We start from the raw sequence: 21,304 nt of genomic DNA, 5'->3' as shown, positions 1-21,304 counted from the left end.
GGGAGGAAGGGGTCAGCCCTTGACGCTGCCGGCGAGCAGGCCGTTGACGATGTGCCGCTGCATGGCGACGAAGAAGATCACCATCGGGATCAGGGCGAGGACGGAGAGGGCGAGGAACGCCGGCCAGTCGACCGAGAACTCGCCGACCGCCTTGTACACCTGCAGCACCAGCGTCTGGTTCTGCGGGGAGCTGAGGAAGACGACCGGGGTGAGGAAGTCGTTCCACACCCACATCGTCTGGAACACGCCGACCGTGATCAGGATCGGCCGGATGAGCGGCAGCGCGATGCGCCAGTAGATCTGGAACGGGCTCGCGCCGTCGAGCTTGGCGGCCTCGATCATCTCGCCCGGAATGGTGCGCATGTAACCGACGATCAGGAAGTAGCAGAAGACCGATCCTGCGGTGTACATCAGGATCAGCCCCCACAGCGAGTCGACCAGGCCGAGTTGCGCGAAGAGCCGGTAGAGCGGGATCAGCGTCACCTGCCCGGGCACGAGGAAGGCGATCACGAAGACGATGGTGACGAACCGCGACCGGCGCAGGATCACCGAGAAGGCGGCCAGCGAGCCGATCAGCAGCATCAGCACGATCGAGACGGCGGTGACCAGCAGCGTGTTGCCGAAGGCCTGGACGATCGGCACGCTCTCGAGCACGCGGGTGTAGGTGTCGAGCCGCCAGACCGTCGGCAGCGCGAGCGGAGCGGCGGCCGTCTCGGCCTGCGTCTTGAAGGTGTTGACGACGATGTAGTAGAACGGCAGGCCGACGATCAGCGCCAGCGGCAGCATGATCGCGCTGGTCAGCAGGGCACCCGGCCGCAGGACCTCCGAGCGACGGGCGGCGGACCGGGCGGGGGCAGGAGTGCTCGCCGGATCGGGGGCGGTCGCGGGCGCGGGAGCGGCGACGGTGCGGCTCATGACGTCCTCCGTTCGAGTCGGTTCGAGAGCAGGAGCTGCACGGCGACGATGGCGCCGACGAGCAGCATGAAGACGACGGCCAGGGCCGAGGCGCGGCCGAATTGGGCCTGCGAGATGCCGTTCTGGATGATCGTCTGCGTGATCGTGTTGGTCGAGAATCCGGGTCCGCCGCTGGTCAGCGTGAACGGCAGCTCGTAGACCTTGAGGCCGCTGGTCATCAGCAGCAGGCAGCTGATCGTCAGCGCCGGGGTGAGCAGCGGAACGGTGATGTGCCGGAACTTCTGCAGGGCGCTCGCCCCGTCCACCGTCGCGACCTCGTAGAGATCGGCCGGGATGGACTGCAGGTAGGCGAGGTAGAGGATCGCGTGCCAGCCGGCGGTCGACCACACCCCCACCACGATCACCGAGAGCTGGGCGAGCGCGGAGTCGGACAGCCACGGCACGGGTCCGATGCCGAGGGTGCTCCGCAGCAGCGAGTTCAGGGCGCCGGAGCCGAGCGGCGAGAGGATGAACCCCCAGACGAGGCCGAGGATCGCGACGCTCGGGATCGACGGGAAGAAGAAGACCGAGCGGACGAAGTTCCGGCCGAGGAAGGCCCGGTTGAGCACGACCGCGGCCGGGATCGCGATCACCGTGACGAGGACCGTCGTACCGAGCGTGAAGAGGATCGTGAAGCCGAGGCCGGCGATCATCGACGGGTCGGTGAAGATCGCCGCGTAGTTGTCGAGGCCGACGAAGGACACCTCGGTGCTGTAGCCGCCGAAGTCGGTGAAGCTCCAGTAGAGCGACTGCACCAGCGGATACGCGAACAGCACCGCGAACACGAGGAGCAGCGGGATCGCGAAGGCGCGGACCTGGAGGAGCTCGCGGAACGCCGCGACGGGAGTGCGCGCCGGCGGGGTCACCGCGGGCGGCGGTGCGGGCGTGCGACGCGCCGGCTCCAGCACGGTGGTCACGGCAGGAGCCCGTTCACCAGATCGATCGGCGCACCCGTCTCGGCCGAGCGGTAGGCCCCGTCGATCAGCGACACCGTCTTGAGGTTGTCGCGGCCGGAGTTGGGCGCCTCGACCCCGGTCTCGACGGCGTCGAGGAGACCGGCCAGCGCACCGTAGGCGGTGAGCGGCTTCGCCTCGCCTGTCGACAGCGGGTTCTCGATCCGCTCCGTGCCGTCGGGGCCGGCGAGGACGATGCCGCCACCGGTGATGTGCAGGGTGCCCTCGTCACCCAGGACGATGGTGTCCCACTGGGTGATCCAGCTCGAGAAGCTGTCGGTGTAGGTGACGGTGACGTCGCCGAAGCGGATCTGCAGGTTCGCGTCGGTCTCGCCGACAGCGGGGACGGACGGCGACGAGAAGGTGGTCGCGGTGAGCCAGGTGGCGTCCTGGTCGATCAGCCGGCGGAAGCCGTCGAGCCAGTGCACGCCCATCACCATCAGAGCGTGGTGCGGCTGATCGTTGCGCCAGCCCTCGTCGACGCGGTGCATCAGCTCGCGGTGGTTGATCACGCGGACCCGGCCGATCCGGCCCGCCTGGATCAGCTCACGGGCGAGCTCGAAGCCGTAGTGCTCGCGGAAGTTCTGGTCGACCGCCAGCTGCACTCCCGCCTCGTCGGTGATGCGGACCAGCTCGCGCGCCTCGTCGATCCCGTCGGCGAAGGGCTTCTCGACCAGGAGGTGCTTGCCCGCCGCAGCGAGCTCGCGGACGGTCTCGAGCCGGACGTGGCTCGGGGTGCAGACCACGGCGACGTCGAACTCGACGTCGGCGAGGGCCTCTGCGATGCTGGCGAAGGCGCTCGGCACGCCGTAGGTCGAGGTGGCCCACTCCCGCCGCTCGGGCGAGGGGTCGATCACGGCGACCACGTCGATCCGCTCGGGCCGCAGGCGGAAGCCGTCGAAGTGCATCTCGCTGACGCCGCCGGCGCCCACCACCGCGACGCGGTGCCGTCTCGTCTGCTCCGCGCGCTCGTTCTGCTCCGCGCTGTCGGTTCGTCCTGCGCTGTCGGTCTCTCGTGCGCTGTCGTTCATCCGGACCTCCTCGTCGGACGACGAGGTCAGGGTGTTCGACCTCGGCGTCGAGCGGCACGGTCGCCGCTTCGAGTTCAGCTTGGAGGGCCGATCCGGTCGAGGAGAGAGCCAATAGCGGCGCGATGGCCCACGGTCCGCGCTCAGTCGGGAAGCGTGTTCCAGGTCGTCGCCAGGATCTCGATCCCGGCCCGGGTGAGCGCCGGGTCGTTGGCGTAGGAGATCCGGACGTGGTCGTCGAGGCGGTCGTCGACGCTGAAGGTCGGACCGGGCAGGATCCGCACTCCCGCCCGCTCCGCGCGCTGCGCCAGGGCCGTCGCGCGAGGCTCGGGGAGCCGGATCCAGAGCGAGCCGCCGCCCTGCGGGATCTGCGGCGACCAGCTCGGCAGGTGCTCCGCCACGGCGTCGAGCACCAGGCGCCGGTGCTCCGACAGCAGGAGCAGCCGCTCGTCGCGAGCGCGCTCGATCCGCCCGAGCAGTCGCGCGGCCACGATCTGCGCGAGGACCGAGGTGCCCAGATCCTCGCCGCCCTTCACCGCGGCGAGCTCGGCCACGAGGTCCGGCCGGGCGCGCAGCCAGCCGACGCGCAGCCCGCCCCAGAACGACTTGCTCACCGAGCCCACGGTCATGATCGAGTCGCCGCCCGCGGCCAGCGGAATGGGGCGGCGCTCGCCGTCGATGATCGTGTCGGCGAGTGTCGCGTCGTCGATGACCGGGACGCCGTGCCGCGCCGAGAGGGTGGCCAGGCGGCTCCGGCGGAAGTGGTCGAGCACCGAGCCCGTCGGATTCTGCGCGGTGGACTGCACCACGATCAGCGCCGGCTTCAGGGCGACGGTCAGCTTCGCGAGCTCGTCGACGTCGATGCCGTCCGGCCCGGAGGTCACGCCGACCAGGCGCGCGCCCAGCGCCTTGAGCGACTCGATGGCCCCGCGGAACGTCGGCTCCTCCACGAGCACGGTGGCGCCCGGGGCGACGAACACCGCGGCGGCGAGCCGGAGTGCCTGCTGCGCCCCGGAGGTGATCAGGATGTGCTCCGGCGTCGTCGGCAGCCCGAGGTCGGAGTAGTACCCGGCGACCGCCAGTCGGAGCTCGGCGAGGCCTGCCGGGATGTACCCGTGGCCGGCCACGAGATCGCGGGTGCGCGAGCTGTCGATCGCGTTGAACTCGTCCGCGACCATCGGCAGGCCGGGCAGCGCCGCACTCCGCAGGTCGATGCGGTCGACGGCCGCGGCCTCGCCGACGAACGAGCGGAGGCGGTCACCGCCGCGACTGGTCTGCGGGTGCGGTGAAGCGCTGACGTACGTCCCGTCGCCCCGTCTGCTCGAGAGCAGGCCCTCGGCGCGGAGATCGTCGAGCGCCTTGGTCACCGTGTTGCGGCTGACGCCGAGTGCCGCGCCGAGAATCCGCTCGGACGGCAGCCGCGACCCCGACGGCAGAGCCCCGCTGCGGATGAGCGTGCGCAGCGCCGCGCCGAGCTCCTCGTGCAGCGCGCTCTCGCCCTGCTGCCACTCGCCGAGCAACCGGAGGAGCCGGTTCGCGCCGACCGCGACCAATCGGAAGGCATTGGCACTCGCTGCCTGATACGTCATCGGCACATCATGGGAGCAATCCCCGGCCGGGTCAATCGACCGATGGCGACGGGGCCGGAGGAGGAAGGACCTCGCGATGCCGCACACCGTCGTGTTGCTCGGAACGCTCGACACCAAGGGCGAGGAGTACGCGTTCCTCCGCGACCGCTTGAGATCGGCGGGCGTCGACTCGATCGTGATCGACGCCGGAGTGCTCGGCGTACCCGGACTCGCGCCGGACATCGATCGCGACACGGTGGCCCGCGCCGGCGGCTCGAGCGCTGCGGCGCTCGCCGCCGCCGGGGACCGGGGCGCCGCGATGGCCGTCATGGCGGCCGGAGCGACGGCCGTCGTCCGCGACCTCGTCGCGCAGGGCTCCGTGCAGGGCGCGCTCGCGCTCGGCGGGACGGGCGGCACCTCGCTGGCGGCGACCGCGTTCGGCGGTCTGCCGCTGGGCTTCCCGAAGCTGATCGTCTCGACGGCCGCGTCGGGAGCGACCGAGCAGTACGTCGGGAGCAGCGACCTGATCCTCGCGCCCTCGGTCGTCGACATCGCCGGGCTGAACCGGATCTCGCTGCGCATCCTCGCCAACGCCGCGGCGGCGATGGCCGGGATGGTCACCGCCGAGCCCGTTCCCGACGACGGCGTGCGCCCGATGATCGCCGCCAGCATGTTCGGCGTGACGACCCGGTGCGTGACCCGGGCGCGCGAGCGGCTGGAGGAGCTCGGCTACGAGGTGCTCGTCTTCCACATGACCGGGTCGGGCGGGAAGGCGATGGAGTCGCTGATCCGGCAGGGCTTCTTCGCCGGGGTGCTCGACCTGACGACGACCGAGCTGGCCGACGAGCTCGTCGGGGGAGTGTTCTCCGCGGGGCCCGACCGCCTGCGCGCCGCGGCCGCCGCCGGCGTGCCGCAGGTGGTCTCGGTCGGCGCGCTCGACATGGTGAACTTCGGCGCCGTCGACACGGTCCCGGAGCGCTTCCACGAGCGCCGGCTGCACGTCCACAACTCGAGCGTCACGCTGATGCGGACGACCGCCGCGGAGTGCGCCGAGCTGGGCGCGCGCCTGGCCGCGCGGGTCGCGGAGTCCTCCGGGCCCACCACCGTGCTGCTCCCGCTCGGCGGAGTCTCGGCGATCGCCGTGCCCGGCGGACCCTTCGCCGACAGCGAGGCCGACGACGCGCTCTTCGGAGCGGTCCGGGCCGGACTCGCCGGCTCCCCGGTCGAGCTCGTCGAGCTCGACACCGACATCAACGATCCGGCCTTCGCCGAGGCGGCCGTCGACCGGCTGCACGCGGCGATCACCGCACCCCGCACACCGACCCTCCAGGGAGCGCACTCATGACCTTCGTCGCCCGCACCGACATCCTCGACCGTCTCCGCACCAAGGTCGCCCTCGGCGAGCCGATCGTCGGCGCCGGCGCCGGCACCGGCCTCTCGGCGAAGTGCGAGGAGGACGGCGGAGCCGATCTGATCATCATCTACAACTCCGGTCGCTTCCGGATGGCGGGCCGCGGCTCGCTCAGCGGCCTGCTCGCCTACGGCAACGCGAACGACATCGTCGTCGACATGGGGCGCGAGATCCTCGGCGTGCCGCAGCGCACGCCGGTGCTCGCCGGGGTGAACGGCACGGATCCGTTCCTGGACGTGCCGCGCTTCCTCCGGCAGCTGAAGGACCAGGGTTTCTCGGGCGTGCAGAACTTCCCGACCGTCGGCCTCATCGACGGCAACTTCCGCGCCAACCTCGAGGAGACGGGGATGGGCTACGACAAGGAGGTCGAGCTCATCCGCGCTGCGCGGGCCGAGGACCTGCTGACCACGCCGTACGTGTTCTCGGAGGAGGACGCGGTCGCGATGACCGAGGCGGGCGCAGACGTCGTCGTGGTGCATCTGGGTCTGACCACCGGCGGCTCGATCGGCGCCGAGACCGCACGGACCCTCGACGACGGCGTCCAGCTGGCCACGGCCTGGGCGGCCGCAGCCCGCCGCGTCCGCAGCGACGTGATCGTGCTCGTGCACGGCGGCCCCGTCGCCGAGCCGGAGGACGCGCAGTACGTGCTCAGCAACGCGGTCGGCCTCGACGGCTTCTACGGCGCCTCCTCGATGGAGCGGCTGCCGACGGAGCGCGCCCTGACGGAGCAGGTGCGGCGCTTCACGTCGCTGACGTTCCCGTCCCCGGCGCCGGCACCGGCACGCTGAGGCCTCCGGCGCCTGGCGCCTCGAGTGCAGGCGTCACGGCACGATCGCGTCGATGTACCCGCCGTCCACCCGCACCGCGGCGCCCGTGGTCGCCGAGGCGAGCGGCGACGCCAGGTAGACGACCATGTTCGCGATCTCCTCCGGCTCGATCAGGCGCTGGAGCAGCGACTGCGGGCGGTGCAGCCGCATGAACTCGCGCTGCGCCTCCTCCCACGGGAGGGAGTGGTCGACGAGCTCGTAGACGAAGTCCTCGACGCCGCCGGTGTGGGTCGGCCCGGCCAGGACGCTGTTGACGGTGACGCCGGTGCCGGCGGCGGCCTTCGCGAAGCCGCGGGAGACGCCGAGCAGCGCGGTCTTCGAGACGCCGTAGTGGATCATCTCGGCGGGCGTGACGACGGCGGAGTCGCTGCCGATGTAGAGGACGCGGCCCCAGCCCGCCTCCGTCATCGCGGGCAGGTAGGCGCGGGTGAGGCGGACGCCGGTGAGCACGTTGACCTCGAAGTAGCGCCGCCACTCGTCGTCGGTGATGTCGAGCGGCTCGGTGCTGCCGAAGATGCCGAGGTTGTTGACCAGCACGTCCACGCGCGGCACCGACTCGAGCAGCTTCGCCGTCCCGGCCTCGCTCGAGACGTCGGCGGCCACACCGCGCACAGAGGCGTCGGGCACAGCCGCGCGCACGTCCTTGATCGCACGCCGCACCGAGCGCTCCGACCGCGCGTTGACGACCACCTCGGCGCCGGCCCGCGCCAGCCCGACGGCGATCGCGAGTCCGATGCCCTGCCCCGACCCCGTCACCAGGGCCGTCCGTCCGTTCAGGTCCAGCTCGATCATTGCCGCTCCGCTCCGTCCGCCGCCTGCGGACTCCTCGCAGAGGGTGCCACACGCCTCCGACACCGGCCCCAGGAAACGGCTCCCGCCGCCCACCTCCCGCCGCACCCCGCCGAGGCGTAGCGAGACCCGCCGTCAGGAGGACGGCTGGTCTGCAGACCGCCCGTTCGGCACCGGTGGATCTCGATACGCCCGCTGCGCGGCCTACTCGATCAGCATGGAGCGCGCCCAGCCGAGGCGTCCTGCAACGGTCGAGGCGTCCAGCAGCACCGGGACGCCTCGACCGTCCGAGGACGTCTCGCCGCCCTCATGCTGGTCGAGTAGCCCCGCAGGGGCGTATCGAGACCCGCCACCACCAGCAGGGCGGGTCTGCAGACTCGACTTCTGACGCAGGTGGATCTCGATACGCCCGCTCCACGGGCTACTCGATCAGCAGGGAGCGCACCTCGCCGAGGCGTCCTGCAACGGTCGAGGCGTCCAGCAGCACCGGGACGCCTCGACCGTCCGAGGACGCCTCGGCGCAACATGTCGACACCCGTCAGCCCGAGTGGTGCCGGCCGATCGGCAGCACCAGCGGCGTCCCGGACACCGGGTCCGCGATCACGCGCGACTCCATCCCGAACACCGCGCGCACCGTCTCCGCGGTCACCACCTCGGCCGGCGTGCCCGACGCGTACAGCGCGCCCGCCCGCACCGCGAAGAGGTGGTCGGCGTACCGCGCCGCCAGGTTCAGGTCGTGCAGCACGATCACGATCGTCGTGCCGCGCTCGCGGTTGAGGTCGGTCAGCAGGTCGAGCACCTCGATCTGGTGCGACACGTCGAGGTAGGTCGTCGGCTCGTCGAGCAGCAGCACGTCGGTCCGCTGAGCGAGCGCCAGCGCGATCCACACCCGCTGCCGCTGCCCGCCGGACAGCTCGTCGACCGGCCGGTCCGCGATCTCCAGCGTCCCGGTCGCGCGCAGAGCGTCCTCGACGATCGCGTCGTCGTCCGCGGAGGCGCCCCGCCCGAACCAGCCGCGGTGCGGGTACCGGCCGCGCGCCACCAGATCCGCCACGGCGATCCCCTCGGGCGCGATCGGCGTCTGCGGCAGCAGCCCCACCCGCTGCGCGACCTGCCGCGTCGGGAGCCGGTGGATCGCTTCGCCGTCCAGCAGCACGGCCCCCGCGCTCGGCGTGATCAGCCGCGCCATCGCGCGCAGCAGCGTCGACTTGCCGCAGGCGTTCGCCCCGACGATGACGCTGATCGCGCCGGTCGGCACCGTCAGCGACAGCCCGTCGACGACCACGCGCTCGTCGTAGGCGAGCGTCACACCGTCGACGGACAGCGTGGAGTGACCGGCGGCCACGGGGGAGGTCGGGGCGGTCACAGGGATCCTCCAGTGCGGTTGCGGCGGGCGAGGAGCCAGAGCAGGAACGGCGCACCGAGCGCACCGGTCACCACTCCGACGGGGAAGCGGGCGCCCGAGAAGGCGAGCCCCGCGACGTGCTGCGCGACCAGGTCCGCCGCGAGCACGACGACGATCCCGACCAGCGCGGACGGGATCAGCGGCACGCGCGCATCCGGCAGGAGCCGCCGCGCGATCGGCCCGGAGACGAACGCGACGAACGCGATCGGACCGGTGGCCGCGGTTGCGACGGCGACCAGGCACACCGCCACCGCGAGCAGCCCCAGCCGGCTGCGCCGCACGTCCACGCCCAGCGCGGTCGCCGACTCGTCGCCGAGCTGCAGCATCGAGAGCCGCCCGGCCAGCAGCAGCGCGATCGGCACGAGCACCAGCATCGACAGCGCGAGCGCGGGCACCCCCGCCCAGGACGCGGAGTTGAGGCTGCCGGTCAGCCAGCGCAGCGACTCCTGCACGTCCTCGAACTGCGCGCGCGTCTGCACGTAGGCGATGACGCTCTGCAGCATCGCCGCGATCCCGATGCCGATCAGGATCAGCCGGGCGCCGATCACGCCGCTGCCGTCGGCGAGCCAGGCGATCAGCAGCGCCGTGACGAGGGCCGCCGCGACCGCGATCACCGAGACCGCGCCGCCGGACAGCCCGAAGAACGCGATCGCGACGACCGCTGCCGCACTCGCACCCGAGGTGATGCCGATGATGTCCGGGCTGGCGAGCGCGTTCCGCAGCATCGTCTGGAAGATCACGCCGCCCATCCCGAAGCCGAGGCCGACCAGAACGGCGGTCAGCGTGCGGGGCAGGCGCAGGGTGCCGACGGTGAAGGAGGCGCCCGGCACGGTCTCGCCGAGCATCACCCGCAGCACCTCGAGCGGCGAGTACACGGTGCTGCCGACGGTGAGCGACACGACGACGAGCGCGAGGGCGACCAGCGCGAGCACCGTGCAGCCGAGGACGGTGCGGCGCGCCCGGCGGCGACGGCCCGCGGCGACGCCGAGCGGGGGAGCGCCCGCAGAAGAGCGGAGTGACGGGGCGGCGCTCACAGGGCCCGCACCTTCGAGCGCCGCACGATCGCGATCAGCACCGGCGCCCCGATCAGCGCGGTGACGATGCCCACCTCCACGTCGCTCGGTCGCGCGACGACCCGGCCGATCACGTCGGCGACCAGCAGCAGCAGTGCGCCGAGCAGCGCGGAGGAGGGGAGCAGCCACGCGTGCGAGGGCCCGGCGACGCGCCGCGCGAGGTGCGGGACGGTGAGCCCGATGAAGCCGATCGGCCCCGCGATGGCGGTGGCCGCTCCGCAGAGCAGCACCGCGGCGAGGCCGGCGACCAGGCGCGTGCGGCCGACGCGGCGGCCGAGCCCCTTCGCGAGGTCGTCGCCGAGGGCGAGGGCGTCGAGTCCGCGGGCGCTGCCGATCGCGAGCGCCCCGCCGACGGCGAGGAAGGGCAGGACCTGCAGGATGCTCGTGAACTCGGCGCCACCCACTCCGCCGACCTGCCAGAACCGGAACCGGTTGAGCGTCGCGTCCTGGGTGAGCAGCACCGCGCTGATCAGCGAGGCGAGGGCCGCGGCGGTCGCGGCGCCGGCGAGCGCGAGCTTGAGCGGGGTCGCACCCTCGCGGCCGAGCGAGGCGACCGAGTAGACGAAGGCTCCGGCCGCCGCCGCGCCGAGGAAGGCGAGCCAGATGAACTGGGGGAGCGTCGCCGCACCGAGCCAGGTGATCCCGAGCACGACGGCGAGGGAGGCGCCCGCGTTGAGCCCGAGGATCCCCGGGTCGGCGAGCGGGTTGCGGGTCATCCCCTGCATCACCGCGCCGGCGAGCCCGAGCGCGGCGCCGACGAGCAGCGCCAGGACCGTCCGCGGGACGCGCCCCTGCACCGCCGCGTCGACGATCGAGTCCGGATCGGGCGCGGTCAGCGCCGGCCAGATCTCGCCGAGCGGGATCTCGCGGGAGCCGTAGACGAGCGAGAGCACCGACGCGACGACCAGCGCGGCGAGCACTGCGATGAGCGCCGGGATGCGCCAGCGCGCACCGGCGCCCCGGAGGCGAGTGTCGTCGCGTCCGGGGCGCCGGTGGGGTGCCGTGGCCTCGGCGGTCACGACACCTTGTCGGCGGCGGTCGCGAGGCCGGTCGTGTACTCGTCGAGCACCCACGGGATGCTCAGCAGGTTCGGCGACGAGGTCGCCATCGCCTCGGAGGAGTCGTCGGTGAGGACGTAGACCGAGCCGCGGGCGACCGCGGGGATCTTGGAGAGCAGCGGGTCGGCCTGCAGCGCCGCGAGGGTGGTGTCGTCGCCGTAGACGATGAGGACGTCGGCGTCGAGCTGGTCGGCGTTCTCGGAGCTGACGGTGCCGCTGAACAGCTCGGAGTCGCCGGTGAGCGAGACGACGCTCGGGGCGAGCTCGAGACCGAGGTCCTCGACGAACTTCACCCGCGCGTCGTTGCCGGTGTAGTAGGTGAAGGTGCTGGCGTCGGTCGGGTCGTACCAGCCGTAGGTGAAGGTCTTGCCCGCGAGCGAGGGCTTCGCGGCGACGGCGGCGTCGATCTCGTCCTCGACCTCGGCGACCTTCGCCTCGGCCTCGTCGCCCAGTCCGAGCGCCTCGCCGTCGAGCTTCGCCGAGTCCTGCCAGGTGGTCGCCCAGGGCAGACCCGGGTAGGCGACGGTCGGGGCGATCTGCGTGAGGGTGTCGTAGTCCTGCTGCGTGAGGCCGGAGTAGGCGGAGAGGATCACGTCGGGCGTGAGGTCGGAGATGGCCTCGAACGGCACGCCGTCGGTCTCGTCGAAGAGGGTCGGCGTCTCGGCGCCGCTCGCGTCGAGCGCCTCCTTGGTCCAGGCGAGCAGGCCGTCGCCGTCCTCGTCGCCGTAGGAGGCCTTCGCGAAGCCGACCGGGGTCACGCCGAGCGCGAGCGCGACGTCCTGGTTGGTCCAGCTGGTCGCGACGACGCGGTCGGCCGACTCGACGGTCGTCTCGCCGAACGCGTGCTCGACGGTGACGGGGAAGCCCGCACCGGTCGCGGCGGCGTCGGTGCCGCTGTCGGTGCCGGCGGCGTCGGCCCCCGCGGAGCAGGCCGTGAGCAGCAGCGCGGAGAGGCCGAGCGCGGCGACGGCGGTGACGCGCAGGGGCGTGCGGCGGAGGGGGGTGCGGGAGACGGGCACGGCGATCCTTCGGAGGGGGTGACGGGGTTGCGAAGGTTAACCTAACCTAACTTCCTGGCCGTGGGCCAGTCTCGGGCGAGCACTCACGAGCCTGAGGTGCGGTCGAGCGGCTCCGAAGAGGGGGTGGCCGCCTCGAGAGGCTCCTCCGGTCCTCGCGCATCCACCTCCGCCGCGTTCTCGCTCGCCCCCCGCGGCCGCAGCTCGCTCACCAGCGTCCCCGCGACGATCAGCGCCGCCCCCACCAGCGCGAGCGGCGGCAGCCGGTCGCCGGCCAGCCGCCCGATCACGCCGCCCCAGACCGGCTCGGCGGAGTAGATGATCGTCGCCCGGGTCGGCGAGACGGAGCGCTGCGCCCAGTTCATCATCAGCTGGATGAGACAGCTGCTGGCGCCCAGGGCGAGCGCAGCGACGAGCCAGACCCAGGAGAACGCGGGGACGGTCTCCCCGGCGAACGGCATGCCGGCGAAGGAGAGGCCCCCGGCGACCAGGAGCTGCACGACCGTCACTCGGCCGAGGTCGACCCGGCCGGCGAACGCGCTGATCAGGATGATCTCCGCGGCGATCGGGAGGGTGCTGATCAGCGTCGCCAGCTCGCCCGGGCCCAGCCCCACTCCGGTCTGCGGCCCCGCGATCAGCAGCAGTCCGACGAACGCGAGCCCGACGCCGACGAGGGTCAGCACGCCGGGCCGCTTCCGCAGCACGACCCACTGCAGCAGCGGCACCAGCGGCACGTACAGCGCGGTGAGGAAGGCGGAGGTGCTGCTCGGGATCGTCTGCAGTCCGTAGGTCTGGAGCCCGTAGCCGAGAAAGATCATCGCGCCGATCGCCGCCCCCGCCCCGAGGTCGATCCGCCGCATCCCACGCAGCGACCGGTGGAAGACCACCGCGCTGATCACGCCCGCCGCGAGGAACCGCAGCCCGACGAAGAAGAGCGGACCGCTGTGCTGCATCGCCACGTGCACCGCCAGGAAGGTGCCGCCCCAGAGCGCCGTGATGCCGATCAGCGCCCACTCGGGTCGCGAGAACCGGACGGCCGAGAGGAGGGAGTTGCGCAGCATTCTGCACACTATAGAGTGCAGAACGATGCGCACGCCAGAGCCCTCCGCCGTCCTCGCTCACGTCGGCAGCAACCTCCGCCGGTCGCGGCTGGAGGCCGGGCTGAGTCAGGCGGCGCTCGCCGAGCTCTCCGGCATCAGCCGGCGCACCATCGTCAACGTCGAGGCGGGTGAGGCGAACATCAGCCTCACCGGCGTCGACCGCCTCGCCGTCGCGCTCGGATCCAGCTTCACCGCCCTCGTCTCCGCGCCCGGCTCGGTCGCCGCCGCGATCGACGAGGTGGCCTGGCGCGGTGGCGACGCGGCCAGCGTCGCCGTCCTGCTCGCGTCCGTCCCGGCCCGCGCCGAGGCGCAACTCTGGACCTGGACCCTCGGCCCCGGCGACCGCTACCTGGCACAGCCCGACCCCGACGGCTGGCACGAGATCCTCCTCGTCACCGCCGGCGCGCTCCTCCTCGAGCGCGAGGGCGAGCCGGACGTCCGCCTCGCCGTCGGCCAGCACATCGCCTTCTCGACCGCCCGGCACTACGCCTACGCGAACGCCTCCGACGGCGAGGCGACCGTCTTCACCCGCATCGTCGTGAGCTGATCCGAGCGCGGAGCGACTGCCACCCGCCCCCGCCCGGCCGCCCCCCGACGGCCTCGCCCGCCGTCCACGACCGGCGCCGTTCTGCCCATCCCGTGCCACCCCGACCGTTCTCCGACGTGCAGGACGTGCTTCGGCGGCCGGGCGAGAACAATGAGCGCTTCATGATCCGCGAGCGGTGTCCCGGCGACCCGGGTCCCTCCGCCACTGCCCGCGGCGACGGAAGGAATCACTGTGAAACTCTGGAAGACGACGGCCATCGGTTCGACGGCGGCGGTGCTCGTGGGGCTCTCCGCCGTCTCGCCGGCGATGGCGGCTCCGGACTCGGACGCGACTGCGACGGCCGTCGCGGCCGCAGCCTCTCTCACCTCCGGGAGCGCCGACGCGACGGCGGTCGCCACCGCGGCCTCGCCGGCTCAGGAGCTGACCACTCCCGGACCGCGGGCTGCCCAGCCGTTCTCCGTTCCCGGCTACGACCTCGTCCAGGTCGAGGACAGGACGGTCTCCTCTCGAATCGTCGACGAGTCCGAGGTGTCCCGCCCCAGGCACATCCTGACGTTCTCGAACGGAGGGGCTCCGCATGCCGTCTCCCTGACGGTGAGCTACCTGCAGAGCAACGGCACGCACTTCGAGGAGGTGTCTCCGCTGCTGGATCCCTCCGGCCCCGGATGGAGTGCGTCGATCATGGGCGATGTGCAGGACGTCGACGTGCAGGTGCACGACGCGTCCGGCGCGATCATCGCCGAGCGGAGCTACCCCGGAGAGCCGCCCGCCGGGGACCCCTCCGTCCACTGGGAGCAGTTGAGCTACTTCCGCCTCCCCGGCTACACCTTCAACTGGTGACCCGATAGCACCGCTGGGCCGCGCCTCGCCGGATCACCGGGAGGCGCGGCCCTCCGGCGTCGTCCAGGAGCCGTCCGGGCGGATGGCTCGCGCGATGGTCGCCGCGATCGCCTGCAGCTCCCGGCGCTGCCGCGCACTCAGCGGATCGAGGACCACGGCGCGGACCAGGGTCTCGTGTCCGGGCGCCGCCTGCTCCTGCTGGGCGGCGCCGGCCGCGGTCAGTGTCGCGAGGGTGGTCCGCCCGTCGCCCGGGTCCGGTCGCCGCTCCACCCAGCCGCGCGTCTCCAGCCGCGCGACCGCGCGCGACAGCCGTGACAGCGAGCTGTTCGCGAAGCCCGCCAGCGCGCTCATCCGCAGGGTCCGCTCGGGCGCGGCCGCGAGGGCGTAGAGGACGCCGTACTCGAAGTGACTCAGGCCGGAGTCGCGCAGCAGCTGCGCGTCGAGCGTCGCTGGGAGCCACTCGAGCACGGTCGCGAGCGCGCTCCAGGCGGCGAGGTCGTCGCCGCACAGCGGGGCGGGATCAGGGTCGGTCACGTCCTGAGCGTAGCGCCGATTCACTTGACCAGGAAAGTGAAACAGCTACAGTTTCCCAGGCAAGCAATCGGCTGCGGCAGACGAGGGAGACGACCGAGATGGATCTGGAACTGGCAGGCAAGCGCGCTTTCGTGAGCGGTTCGACGCAGGGCATCGGCCGGGCGATCGCGCTCGCCCTGCTGCGGGAGGGCGTCGAGGTCGTCGTGAACGGCCGGACCGAGGCGGGTGTCGGGGCGGCGGTCGAGAGTCTCGGCGCGCAGGTCCCCGGCGCCGTCGTCTCCGGCCTCGCCGCCGACGCCGCCGACGCCGAGTCCGTGGACCGTCTCCTGAAGCGCCTCGGCCGGGTGGACGTCCTGGTCAACAACGTCGGCCTGTTCGAGGTCGCTCCCTTCGCGGCGATCACCGACGAGCAGTGGCTGCGCTACTTCATGGTGAACGTGATGAGCGGCGTCCGCCTGTCCCGGCACGTCCTCGACGCGATGCTCGAGGCCGGCTGGGGCCGCATCGTCTTCGTCAGCAGCGAGTCCGGCGTGAACGTCCCGGCCGACATGACGCACTACGGAGTGACCAAGGCGGGGATGCTCGCGCTCGGCAACGGCCTGGCCAAGCTGACCCGCGGCACCGAGGTCACGGTCAACTCGGTCCTCGGCGGTCCGACCTGGTCGGACGGCGTCGCGAGCAGCGTCGAGGGCATCGCCGCCGCGCAGGGCGTGCCGGTCAACGCCCTCCGGGCCGCGATCATCGGCGGCAACGCGACCTCGCTCGTCGAGCGCTTCCTCGAGCCGGACGAGATCGCCTCGCTCGTGACCTACCTCGCCAGCCCGCGCGCCTCCGCCACGAACGGCGCGGTCCTCCGTGCGGACGGCGGCGTGCTGACCGGTCTGCTCTAGGGCTCGCGAGGTCCGGTCAGCGGGGAGCCGTTCGCGGGCTTCGACCGGCGCCGTCGCGCCGACCTCGGCGGCGCCGCCCGCAGGTGCTCGCCGACCCGCCCGAGGATGCGCGCGAGCTCGCCGGCGTCGGCGTCGGTGAGGGGCGCGAACAGCAGCCCGTGCACGGTCTCGATGTGCCCGGGGAACACGGCCCGGAGGGCCTCCCGCCCCGCGGTGGTGAGCGCGACGACGGTGCTGCGCTCGTCGTCCGGTGACGGGGAACGGGTGACGAGCCCCCGCTGCTCGAGCAGCTGCGCCTGGTAGGTGAGTCCGCTGCGGCTGTGCACGACGCCGTCGGCGAGGTCGGTCATCCGCTGCCGGCCGTCCGGGGCGTCGCCGAGGCGCGCCAGCAACTGGAACTGGAGGTAGCTGAGGTCGCCCGCCTCGCGCAGCTGCTGCTCGACCGCGGGCCGCAGCAGGCTGCCCACCTCGGTGAAGGCGAGGTAGGCCGAGAGCTGGGTCGGGGTGAGGGCTGCATCCGTCATGACGGCGATCCTACCCTTGCTTCGAACTGGAAGCAGTGTTAGCGTCACGGCGGTGCTTCGAATTGGAAGCGATAACGCGAGGGAGACGATATGCAGGCAGTGCGATTCCACGAGGTGGGCGGACCCGAGGTCCTCGTCAAGGAGGAGATCCCGGTCCCGGTTCCCGGCGCCGGGCAGGTGCGGCTCCGGATCGCAGCCTCGGCCTTCAACGCAGCCGACGCCGGCATGCGCGGCGGCTTCCTGCCGATCCCGGTCGAGCTTCCGCACGTACCCGGCTACGACGTGTCCGGCACGATCGACGCGGTCGGTGACGGCGTCGAGGGAGTGGCGGTGGGCGAGGCGGTCGTCGCGTTCCTGCCGATGGAGCGCGACGGGGGAGCGGCCGAGTACGTGCTGGCGCCGGCCGAGGCGGTGGTCGCCGCTCCGTCGAGTCTTCCGCTCGCCGACGCTGCCGCGCTGCCGTCGGTGGCGCTCACCGCCTGGCAGGCGCTGTTCGACGACGGCCGGCTCGTCGCCGGCCAGCGGGTCCTCGTCGTCGGCGCGGGCGGAGTGGTCGGGAAGTACGCCGTGCAGCTCGCGAAGCGCGCCGGCGTGCACGTGATCGCGACCGCGAGTCCGCGCAGCATCGACGCCGTCCGGGCGGCGGGCGCCGACGAGATCATCGACCACACGGCGACCGACGTCCTCGCGGCCCTCGGTGAGCAGGTGGACGTGCTGCTCAACCTGGCTCCGCTCGAGCCGGAGCGGTTCGCCGCCTCGGTCGCCGCGGTGCGCGACGGCGGGGTCGTCGTCAGCACGACGGCCTTCCTGACGACTCCGGGCGATGACAGCCGCGGCGTGCGCGCGGCGACGGTCTTCGTGCTGCCGAACCGTGACCGGCTCGCGGAGCTCGTCGCCCTGGTCGACGCGGGGGAGCTGACCGTGGAGGTCACCCGCCGAGTGCCGCTGGCCGAGCTTGCGGCGATCCACGCCGAGGCGGCCGAGGGCCGCATCACCGGGAAGGTGATCGTCCTCGCATGAGTCCGCGCTCGACGAGCCGAAGCGGAGTCGAGGGCCGGGAGGAGGCAGGAGGAGGCGGGAATGGAGAACCGCCTCCCCCTGCCCGTCGTGTCGTGGTCGTCGTCCCTGAACTCCGCGGTCAGGGGAGCGCCACGTCAGCTGGGGAACAGCCAGCTGAACATCAGCAGGAAGAAGGCCACGTCGGCTCCTCTCGTCGGGTCGGACGGGACGCGCGGTGGGGACCCGGGCGCCCGGGCCGCCGCGGTCGCGGCACGTCACCGATTCCGGTGCGGGGCCACGACCGCGGACGGACTCAGCACTTGAAGATCGAGAGGATTCCTTGGACGAGAGCCCAGAACATGTCAATTCCTTTCATCGGGTCGGACGTGATTCGCGGCCGGACGACCGCGATCCCAGTCGGGCGAAAAAGCCGAGGAGTGCGGACCCCGCCGCGGGTGCGCAGAGCGACCGGAACGGCCTCCCTCACGCGAGGCGGAGCGGCTGTCGTCGGATCGGTGGACCGGTCCTCGGGACCGGAACTCACTTTCGCCGACACCTCCTGACACGCTCAACTCCGTGGCGCTCTGCGATCGGGACGGCGGAATCGGTCCTCCCGGGCAGGTGCACACGTTCGGCCTCGTGCCATTCGCGTCGGTCCGCGACAGGGATGTCGCTCCTCTCGGAAGGTCGGGGCAGTGTTCAGACGTCCCCGTGTCAGCCAGGACGCGGAGCGCTCCTCGCCGAGACCGGTCGGGGAATCGAGAGAGGAAAGAGAACGATGAAGCCCCTTCGCACCTTCACGATCGGCGTGATCGCCGCAGCGCTGCTCGGCCTCGCGTCCGCGCCGCCGGCGACGGCCGCTGCCAGTGACCCGAGCGGGACTCCGGACTCCTCCCTCGTCCCGATCGACGGGTCCGTCTCGCACGCCGACACCTCGATCCACGCCCATCTCCTCGACGGCGACGTCGTCATCGACATGTCGGCCGGACTCCTGCAATCGCGGACCCGGATCGTCGTGCTGGTGAACGACCGGTACGTCGGCGAGACCTACTTCGGCTCGGCCTACTACGCGACCCGCTGGTCCGTGGGCGACCGGGTCTTCCTGCGGATGGGCCCGGCGAGGGCGGGCGACGAGGTGCGGGTCGCGGTGATCGGGGGCCGTCCGGGCGAGTCGCTCGGCTCCCGCTTCGGCCAGTACGACCTGTTCGACGAGCGGCTGCCGGCGGCCTAGCTCCGATCCGGCCGTTCGGCGTTCGGCGTCGAGCGGCACTCGGGAACGGTCGGGAAGCCTGGAACCGACCGGCCCCGGCCGGGTCGCGGTCACCCTGCGCGGGTGGCCGCGATCGCTTCGCCGGGCTAGCCGTAGGCCTGGACGAGGAACGCGATCAACGCGAATATCATGTCGACTCCTTTCCGAGAACCTGACCGGCCGTCCATCGTCGGGCGACCCGGTTCCACCGTGAACCTCGTTCGGGGCGACGTCGAACAATCGGCGCAGACCAGTGAGGTGGCGGGATCCGGTCGGTCTCCGCGACGGCGTCAGAGCAGGCGCGAGCGCGAGAGCAGCGCGTGCAGCAGAGGCAGCACCGACACCGCCATCAGCACCGTGCCGAACACGGTGTCGTCCGCCCGGACGACCGCGCCGGCGATGAGCAGCCCGGCGAAGAGCACCGCCGAGACGATCCGCCGGACCGTCCCCTCGAGCCGGTTCAGCCGGCGCTCGACCGTCGGCACGGTGACAGCGAGGGTCCCGTCCTCGAGGGTCGTCGCGAGCTCGTCCAGGCGCCGCGGCAGGCGCACCAGGAGCCCGAGGGTGTCGAGCGCCTGTCGGCCGACGTCCTGCGCGACGTTGCCGCGCTCCTCCCGGATCAGCTGCTGCGCGTAGGGCTCGACCGAGTCCCAGAGGTTGAACGACGGATCGAGCGCGCTGCAGACTCCGGAGGTCAGCGACATGGCCCGGATGATGAGCAGGAAGTTCTCGGGCAGCTGGAACGGCAGCGAGCGCACCACGTCGCCGAACTGGATCGCGAAGTCGCGGAACTCGCGCGGGTCGACCTCGCGCAGCTCGGCGAAGCCCATGCCGCCGAAGCGCGCGAACAGCTGGGTCATCGCGCGCTCGAGCTCGCGGGAGTCGGCGGAGGGGAGCAGCACGCCGACGTTGCGCGCCGCGTCGACGAGGCCCTTGCCGTCGCGCGAGGCGGCGGCGATCAGCATCGCCCGCAGGCCCGCTCGCGTCGACGACGGCACCTCGCCCATCATCCCGAAGTCGATGAAGGTGAGCCGCCAGGGCAGCTCGCCGCCGGGGGTCGGCGTGACGAAGACGTTGCCCGGGTGCGGGTCGGCGTGGAACCAGCCGTTGGTGAAGAGCTGGTCGAACATGACCGCGGCGAACACCGGAGCGACGTCGCGCGGGTCGATCCCGGCGGCGGCGAGACCCTCCGCGTCGGTGATCTTGATCGCCGTGACGTCCTGCAGCGTCAGCACCTTGCGGGTCGAGCGCTCCCAGATCACGTCGGGGACACCGACGCGCGGGTCGCCCGCGAAGTCGGCGGCGAAGCGCACCGAGTTGGCCGCCTCGCGCAGGTAGTCGATCTCCTCGAGGCTCGTGACCGCGAACTCCTCGACCAGCGCGGGCGCGTCGACGCGGTCGGAGACGAGCCGCACGTGGGTCAGCCAGCCGCCGATGCGCCGGAGCGCCGCGAGGTCGACCTCGACGATCTCGTCGATGCCGGGCCGCTGGACCTTGACGATCGCGTTCTCGTGTCCGGAGTCGGCCGCGTCCACCGGTGAGAGCCGGGCGCGGTGCGCCTGCCCGAGTGACGCCGCGGCGACGGGCGTCTCGTCGACGTCCGCGTAGGCGCGCGCGAGCGTCGTCCCCAGCTCGGACTCGGCGAGGGCGCGGATCCGCGGGAACGGCACCGGCGGCACCTCGTCCTGGAGGCCCTCCAGCTCGCGCGTGATCTCGGGCGGCAGGACGTCCAGGCGCGACGACATGAACTGGCCCACCTTGATCATCAGACCGCCGAGGTCGACGGCCAGGACGTGGAAGCTGCGCGCGAAGCGCCGCATCCGCTGCGGGCGGGTGCGCAGCGCGATCGCCGTCAGCCCGATGCGGGGCAGCAGCAGATCGAAGAACCAGGTCACCGCGAGGTGCCAGGAGGCGAACCGCAGGATGCGGCGGTAGCGACGCTGGTCGCTGCGGGCTCGGCGGCCCGGGTCGGTGAGACCCGGGCGGACCGGCGCCACCCGGGTCAGTCCTGCGCGAGGATCGCGTACAGGCGGCGGCGCACGTCCTCGAGTTCGGAGACGGCCTGCCGGATCTGAGCCGGGGTGCCCGAGCGGCCGACCTGCGCGGCGGCCTGGGCGAGTGCGACGCCGGCCTTCGGCAGGGCGCCGAAGTCGACCTGGTCGGACTCGGACCACGGGGCGTCGGTGCCGGACGCGGCGACCTGAGCGCGACCGGAGTCGGTGAGGCTGTAGGTCTTGCGGCCGTTCGACTCGTCGGCGGCGATCAGGCCCTCGTCGGCGAGCAGCTGCAGGGTCGGGTAGACGGAGCCGGGGCTCGGCTTCCAGCTGCCGCCGCTGCGCTCCTCGATCTCGTGGATGATCTGGTAGCCGTGCATCGGCTGCTCGGCGAGGAGTGCGAGGACGGCGGCGCGGACGTCGCCGCGGCCGACGCGGCTGCCGGTACGCTTCTCGAAGCCGGCGCGGGCCTGCTCCATCGCCTGCCAGATGCCGTCGATGGGGTTGCCGGCGCCGAACGCGCCGGTCGAGGACTGGTTCTTCAT

At 72.4% G+C, this 21,304-nt stretch carries 21 protein-coding genes; 7 read left to right on the top strand and 14 right to left on the bottom strand.

The genetic code is table 11. The annotated features are described in order from the left end of the window. Window positions 1-12 precede the first annotated feature (12 nt). The 4 genes from HQQ86_RS12520 to HQQ86_RS12505 all read right to left on the bottom strand — a co-directional run bounded on the left by HQQ86_RS12520 (window position 13) and on the right by HQQ86_RS12505 (window position 4,524). Window positions 13-915 (bottom strand): carbohydrate ABC transporter permease, encoded by a 903-nt coding sequence (locus HQQ86_RS12520; protein WP_173288476.1) that lies wholly within the window; start codon window positions 913-915, stop codon window positions 13-15. Beyond that, on the bottom strand, window positions 912-1,871 hold the full coding sequence (locus tag HQQ86_RS12515; protein WP_244231694.1) for a carbohydrate ABC transporter permease: 960 nt from the start codon (window positions 1,869-1,871) through the stop codon (window positions 912-914). The genes HQQ86_RS12520 and HQQ86_RS12515 overlap by 4 nt, the downstream gene beginning before the upstream one ends. Continuing rightward, window positions 1,868-2,938, bottom strand: a complete 1,071-nt coding sequence (locus tag HQQ86_RS12510) for a Gfo/Idh/MocA family protein (RefSeq protein WP_173288474.1) — start codon at window positions 2,936-2,938, stop codon at window positions 1,868-1,870. The genes HQQ86_RS12515 and HQQ86_RS12510 overlap by 4 nt, the downstream gene beginning before the upstream one ends. A 140-nt stretch (window positions 2,939-3,078) precedes the next feature. Continuing rightward, window positions 3,079-4,524, bottom strand: a complete 1,446-nt coding sequence (locus HQQ86_RS12505) for a PLP-dependent aminotransferase family protein (protein ID WP_173288472.1) — start codon at window positions 4,522-4,524, stop codon at window positions 3,079-3,081. Window positions 4,525-4,600: 76 nt separating this feature from the next. Between HQQ86_RS12505 and HQQ86_RS12500 the strand changes: the two genes are divergently transcribed. Next, a complete protein-coding gene (locus HQQ86_RS12500) occupies window positions 4,601-5,848 on the top strand; it encodes a Tm-1-like ATP-binding domain-containing protein (protein ID WP_173288470.1) in 1,248 nt (415 codons plus the stop codon). Beyond that, window positions 5,845-6,702 (top strand): phosphoenolpyruvate hydrolase family protein, encoded by an 858-nt coding sequence (locus HQQ86_RS12495; RefSeq protein ID WP_173288468.1) that lies wholly within the window; start codon window positions 5,845-5,847, stop codon window positions 6,700-6,702. The genes HQQ86_RS12500 and HQQ86_RS12495 overlap by 4 nt, the downstream gene beginning before the upstream one ends. Before the next feature lie 33 nt (window positions 6,703-6,735). Here HQQ86_RS12495 and HQQ86_RS12490 read toward each other — a convergent pair whose 3' ends face one another. The 6 genes from HQQ86_RS12490 to HQQ86_RS12465 form a co-directional block, all read right to left on the bottom strand. Continuing rightward, complete coding sequence (locus tag HQQ86_RS12490; protein ID WP_173288809.1) at window positions 6,736-7,530, bottom strand: SDR family oxidoreductase; 795 nt, start codon at window positions 7,528-7,530, stop codon at window positions 6,736-6,738. 538 nt (window positions 7,531-8,068) lie between these two features. After that, window positions 8,069-8,896: an ABC transporter ATP-binding protein gene (locus HQQ86_RS12485; protein WP_243600630.1), complete on the bottom strand. Its 828-nt coding sequence runs from the start codon at window positions 8,894-8,896 to the stop codon at window positions 8,069-8,071. After that, window positions 8,893-9,969, bottom strand: coding sequence for an iron chelate uptake ABC transporter family permease subunit (locus tag HQQ86_RS12480; RefSeq protein ID WP_173288466.1), 1,077 nt, complete (start codon window positions 9,967-9,969; stop codon window positions 8,893-8,895). Before HQQ86_RS12480 ends, HQQ86_RS12485 begins: the two co-directional genes overlap by 4 nt. Continuing rightward, the gene (locus HQQ86_RS12475; RefSeq protein ID WP_367948636.1) at window positions 9,966-11,027 is read right to left on the bottom strand and encodes a FecCD family ABC transporter permease; all 1,062 of its coding nucleotides are present in this window, start codon (window positions 11,025-11,027) and stop codon (window positions 9,966-9,968) included. The genes HQQ86_RS12480 and HQQ86_RS12475 overlap by 4 nt, the downstream gene beginning before the upstream one ends. Beyond that, complete coding sequence (locus HQQ86_RS12470; RefSeq protein ID WP_173288464.1) at window positions 11,024-12,085, bottom strand: iron-siderophore ABC transporter substrate-binding protein; 1,062 nt, start codon at window positions 12,083-12,085, stop codon at window positions 11,024-11,026. Before HQQ86_RS12470 ends, HQQ86_RS12475 begins: the two co-directional genes overlap by 4 nt. 83 nt (window positions 12,086-12,168) lie before the next feature. Further along, window positions 12,169-13,143 carry a DMT family transporter gene (locus tag HQQ86_RS12465; RefSeq protein WP_173288462.1) on the bottom strand — a complete coding sequence of 325 codons (975 nt, stop codon included), beginning with the start codon at window positions 13,141-13,143 and terminating at the stop codon, window positions 12,169-12,171. Between the two features lie 25 nt (window positions 13,144-13,168). On the opposite strand from HQQ86_RS12465, the gene HQQ86_RS12460 reads away from it, so the two are divergent. Then, a complete protein-coding gene (locus HQQ86_RS12460) occupies window positions 13,169-13,729 on the top strand; it encodes an XRE family transcriptional regulator (RefSeq protein ID WP_173288460.1) in 561 nt (186 codons plus the stop codon). A gap of 231 nt (window positions 13,730-13,960) precedes the next feature. Further along, window positions 13,961-14,569: a hypothetical protein gene (locus tag HQQ86_RS12455; protein ID WP_173288458.1), complete on the top strand. Its 609-nt coding sequence runs from the start codon at window positions 13,961-13,963 to the stop codon at window positions 14,567-14,569. Window positions 14,570-14,602: 33 nt separating this feature from the next. Here the strand turns inward: HQQ86_RS12455 and HQQ86_RS12450 are convergent, their stop codons facing one another. Continuing rightward, window positions 14,603-15,103: a MarR family transcriptional regulator gene (locus tag HQQ86_RS12450; protein ID WP_173288456.1), complete on the bottom strand. Its 501-nt coding sequence runs from the start codon at window positions 15,101-15,103 to the stop codon at window positions 14,603-14,605. Window positions 15,104-15,234: 131 nt separating this feature from the next. Here HQQ86_RS12450 and HQQ86_RS12445 point away from each other — a divergent pair, with 131 nt between their 5' ends. Continuing rightward, window positions 15,235-15,993, top strand: a complete 759-nt coding sequence (locus HQQ86_RS12445) for an SDR family NAD(P)-dependent oxidoreductase (RefSeq protein WP_367948635.1) — start codon at window positions 15,235-15,237, stop codon at window positions 15,991-15,993. Here HQQ86_RS12445 and HQQ86_RS12440 read toward each other — a convergent pair. After that, window positions 15,990-16,517 (bottom strand): MarR family winged helix-turn-helix transcriptional regulator, encoded by a 528-nt coding sequence (locus HQQ86_RS12440; protein ID WP_173288453.1) that lies wholly within the window; start codon window positions 16,515-16,517, stop codon window positions 15,990-15,992. The genes HQQ86_RS12445 and HQQ86_RS12440 overlap by 4 nt on opposite strands. Window positions 16,518-16,607: 90 nt before the next feature. On the opposite strand from HQQ86_RS12440, the gene HQQ86_RS12435 reads away from it, so the two are divergent. After that, window positions 16,608-17,537: an NADP-dependent oxidoreductase gene (locus HQQ86_RS12435; RefSeq protein ID WP_173288451.1), complete on the top strand. Its 930-nt coding sequence runs from the start codon at window positions 16,608-16,610 to the stop codon at window positions 17,535-17,537. A gap of 757 nt (window positions 17,538-18,294) precedes the next feature. Continuing rightward, window positions 18,295-18,747 (top strand): hypothetical protein, encoded by a 453-nt coding sequence (locus tag HQQ86_RS12430; protein WP_173288449.1) that lies wholly within the window; start codon window positions 18,295-18,297, stop codon window positions 18,745-18,747. Window positions 18,748-19,055: 308 nt separating this feature from the next. On the opposite strand, the gene HQQ86_RS12425 is transcribed toward HQQ86_RS12430, so the two are convergent. Continuing rightward, complete coding sequence (locus HQQ86_RS12425) at window positions 19,056-20,762, bottom strand: AarF/UbiB family protein (RefSeq protein ID WP_173288447.1); 1,707 nt, start codon at window positions 20,760-20,762, stop codon at window positions 19,056-19,058. Between the two features lie 5 nt (window positions 20,763-20,767). After that, window positions 20,768-21,304 carry a PadR family transcriptional regulator gene (locus HQQ86_RS12420; RefSeq protein WP_160091007.1) on the bottom strand — a complete coding sequence of 179 codons (537 nt, stop codon included), beginning with the start codon at window positions 21,302-21,304 and terminating at the stop codon, window positions 20,768-20,770.

Source organism: Rathayibacter sp. VKM Ac-2857 (assembly GCF_013205025.1).
Classification (GTDB): Bacteria; Actinomycetota; Actinomycetes; order Actinomycetales; family Microbacteriaceae; genus Rathayibacter.
The sequence above is the reverse complement of the archived record's forward strand: the minus strand, read 5'-3'. Positions and strand labels throughout refer to the sequence as shown.

Excerpts from the sequence above, each read along its gene's own strand:
- HQQ86_RS12460 (WP_173288460.1), top strand. The coding sequence starts at position 13,169 with ATGCGCACGCCAGAGCCCTCCGCCGTCCTCGCTCACGTCGGCAGCAAC.
- HQQ86_RS12465 (WP_173288462.1), bottom strand. The coding sequence starts at position 13,143 with ATGCTGCGCAACTCCCTCCTCTCGGCCGTCCGGTTCTCGCGACCCGAG.
- HQQ86_RS12430 (WP_173288449.1), top strand. The coding sequence starts at position 18,295 with ATGAAGCCCCTTCGCACCTTCACGATCGGCGTGATCGCCGCAGCGCTG.
- HQQ86_RS12510 (WP_173288474.1), bottom strand. The coding sequence starts at position 2,938 with ATGAACGACAGCGCACGAGAGACCGACAGCGCAGGACGAACCGACAGC.
- HQQ86_RS12505 (WP_173288472.1), bottom strand. The coding sequence starts at position 4,524 with ATGACGTATCAGGCAGCGAGTGCCAATGCCTTCCGATTGGTCGCGGTC.
- HQQ86_RS12520 (WP_173288476.1), bottom strand. The coding sequence starts at position 915 with ATGAGCCGCACCGTCGCCGCTCCCGCGCCCGCGACCGCCCCCGATCCG.
- HQQ86_RS12495 (WP_173288468.1), top strand. The coding sequence starts at position 5,845 with ATGACCTTCGTCGCCCGCACCGACATCCTCGACCGTCTCCGCACCAAG.
- HQQ86_RS12420 (WP_160091007.1), bottom strand. The coding sequence starts at position 21,304 with ATGAAGAACCAGTCCTCGACCGGCGCGTTCGGCGCCGGCAACCCCATC.
- HQQ86_RS12500 (WP_173288470.1), top strand. The coding sequence starts at position 4,601 with ATGCCGCACACCGTCGTGTTGCTCGGAACGCTCGACACCAAGGGCGAG.
- HQQ86_RS12435 (WP_173288451.1), top strand. The coding sequence starts at position 16,608 with ATGCAGGCAGTGCGATTCCACGAGGTGGGCGGACCCGAGGTCCTCGTC.
- HQQ86_RS12440 (WP_173288453.1), bottom strand. The coding sequence starts at position 16,517 with ATGACGGATGCAGCCCTCACCCCGACCCAGCTCTCGGCCTACCTCGCC.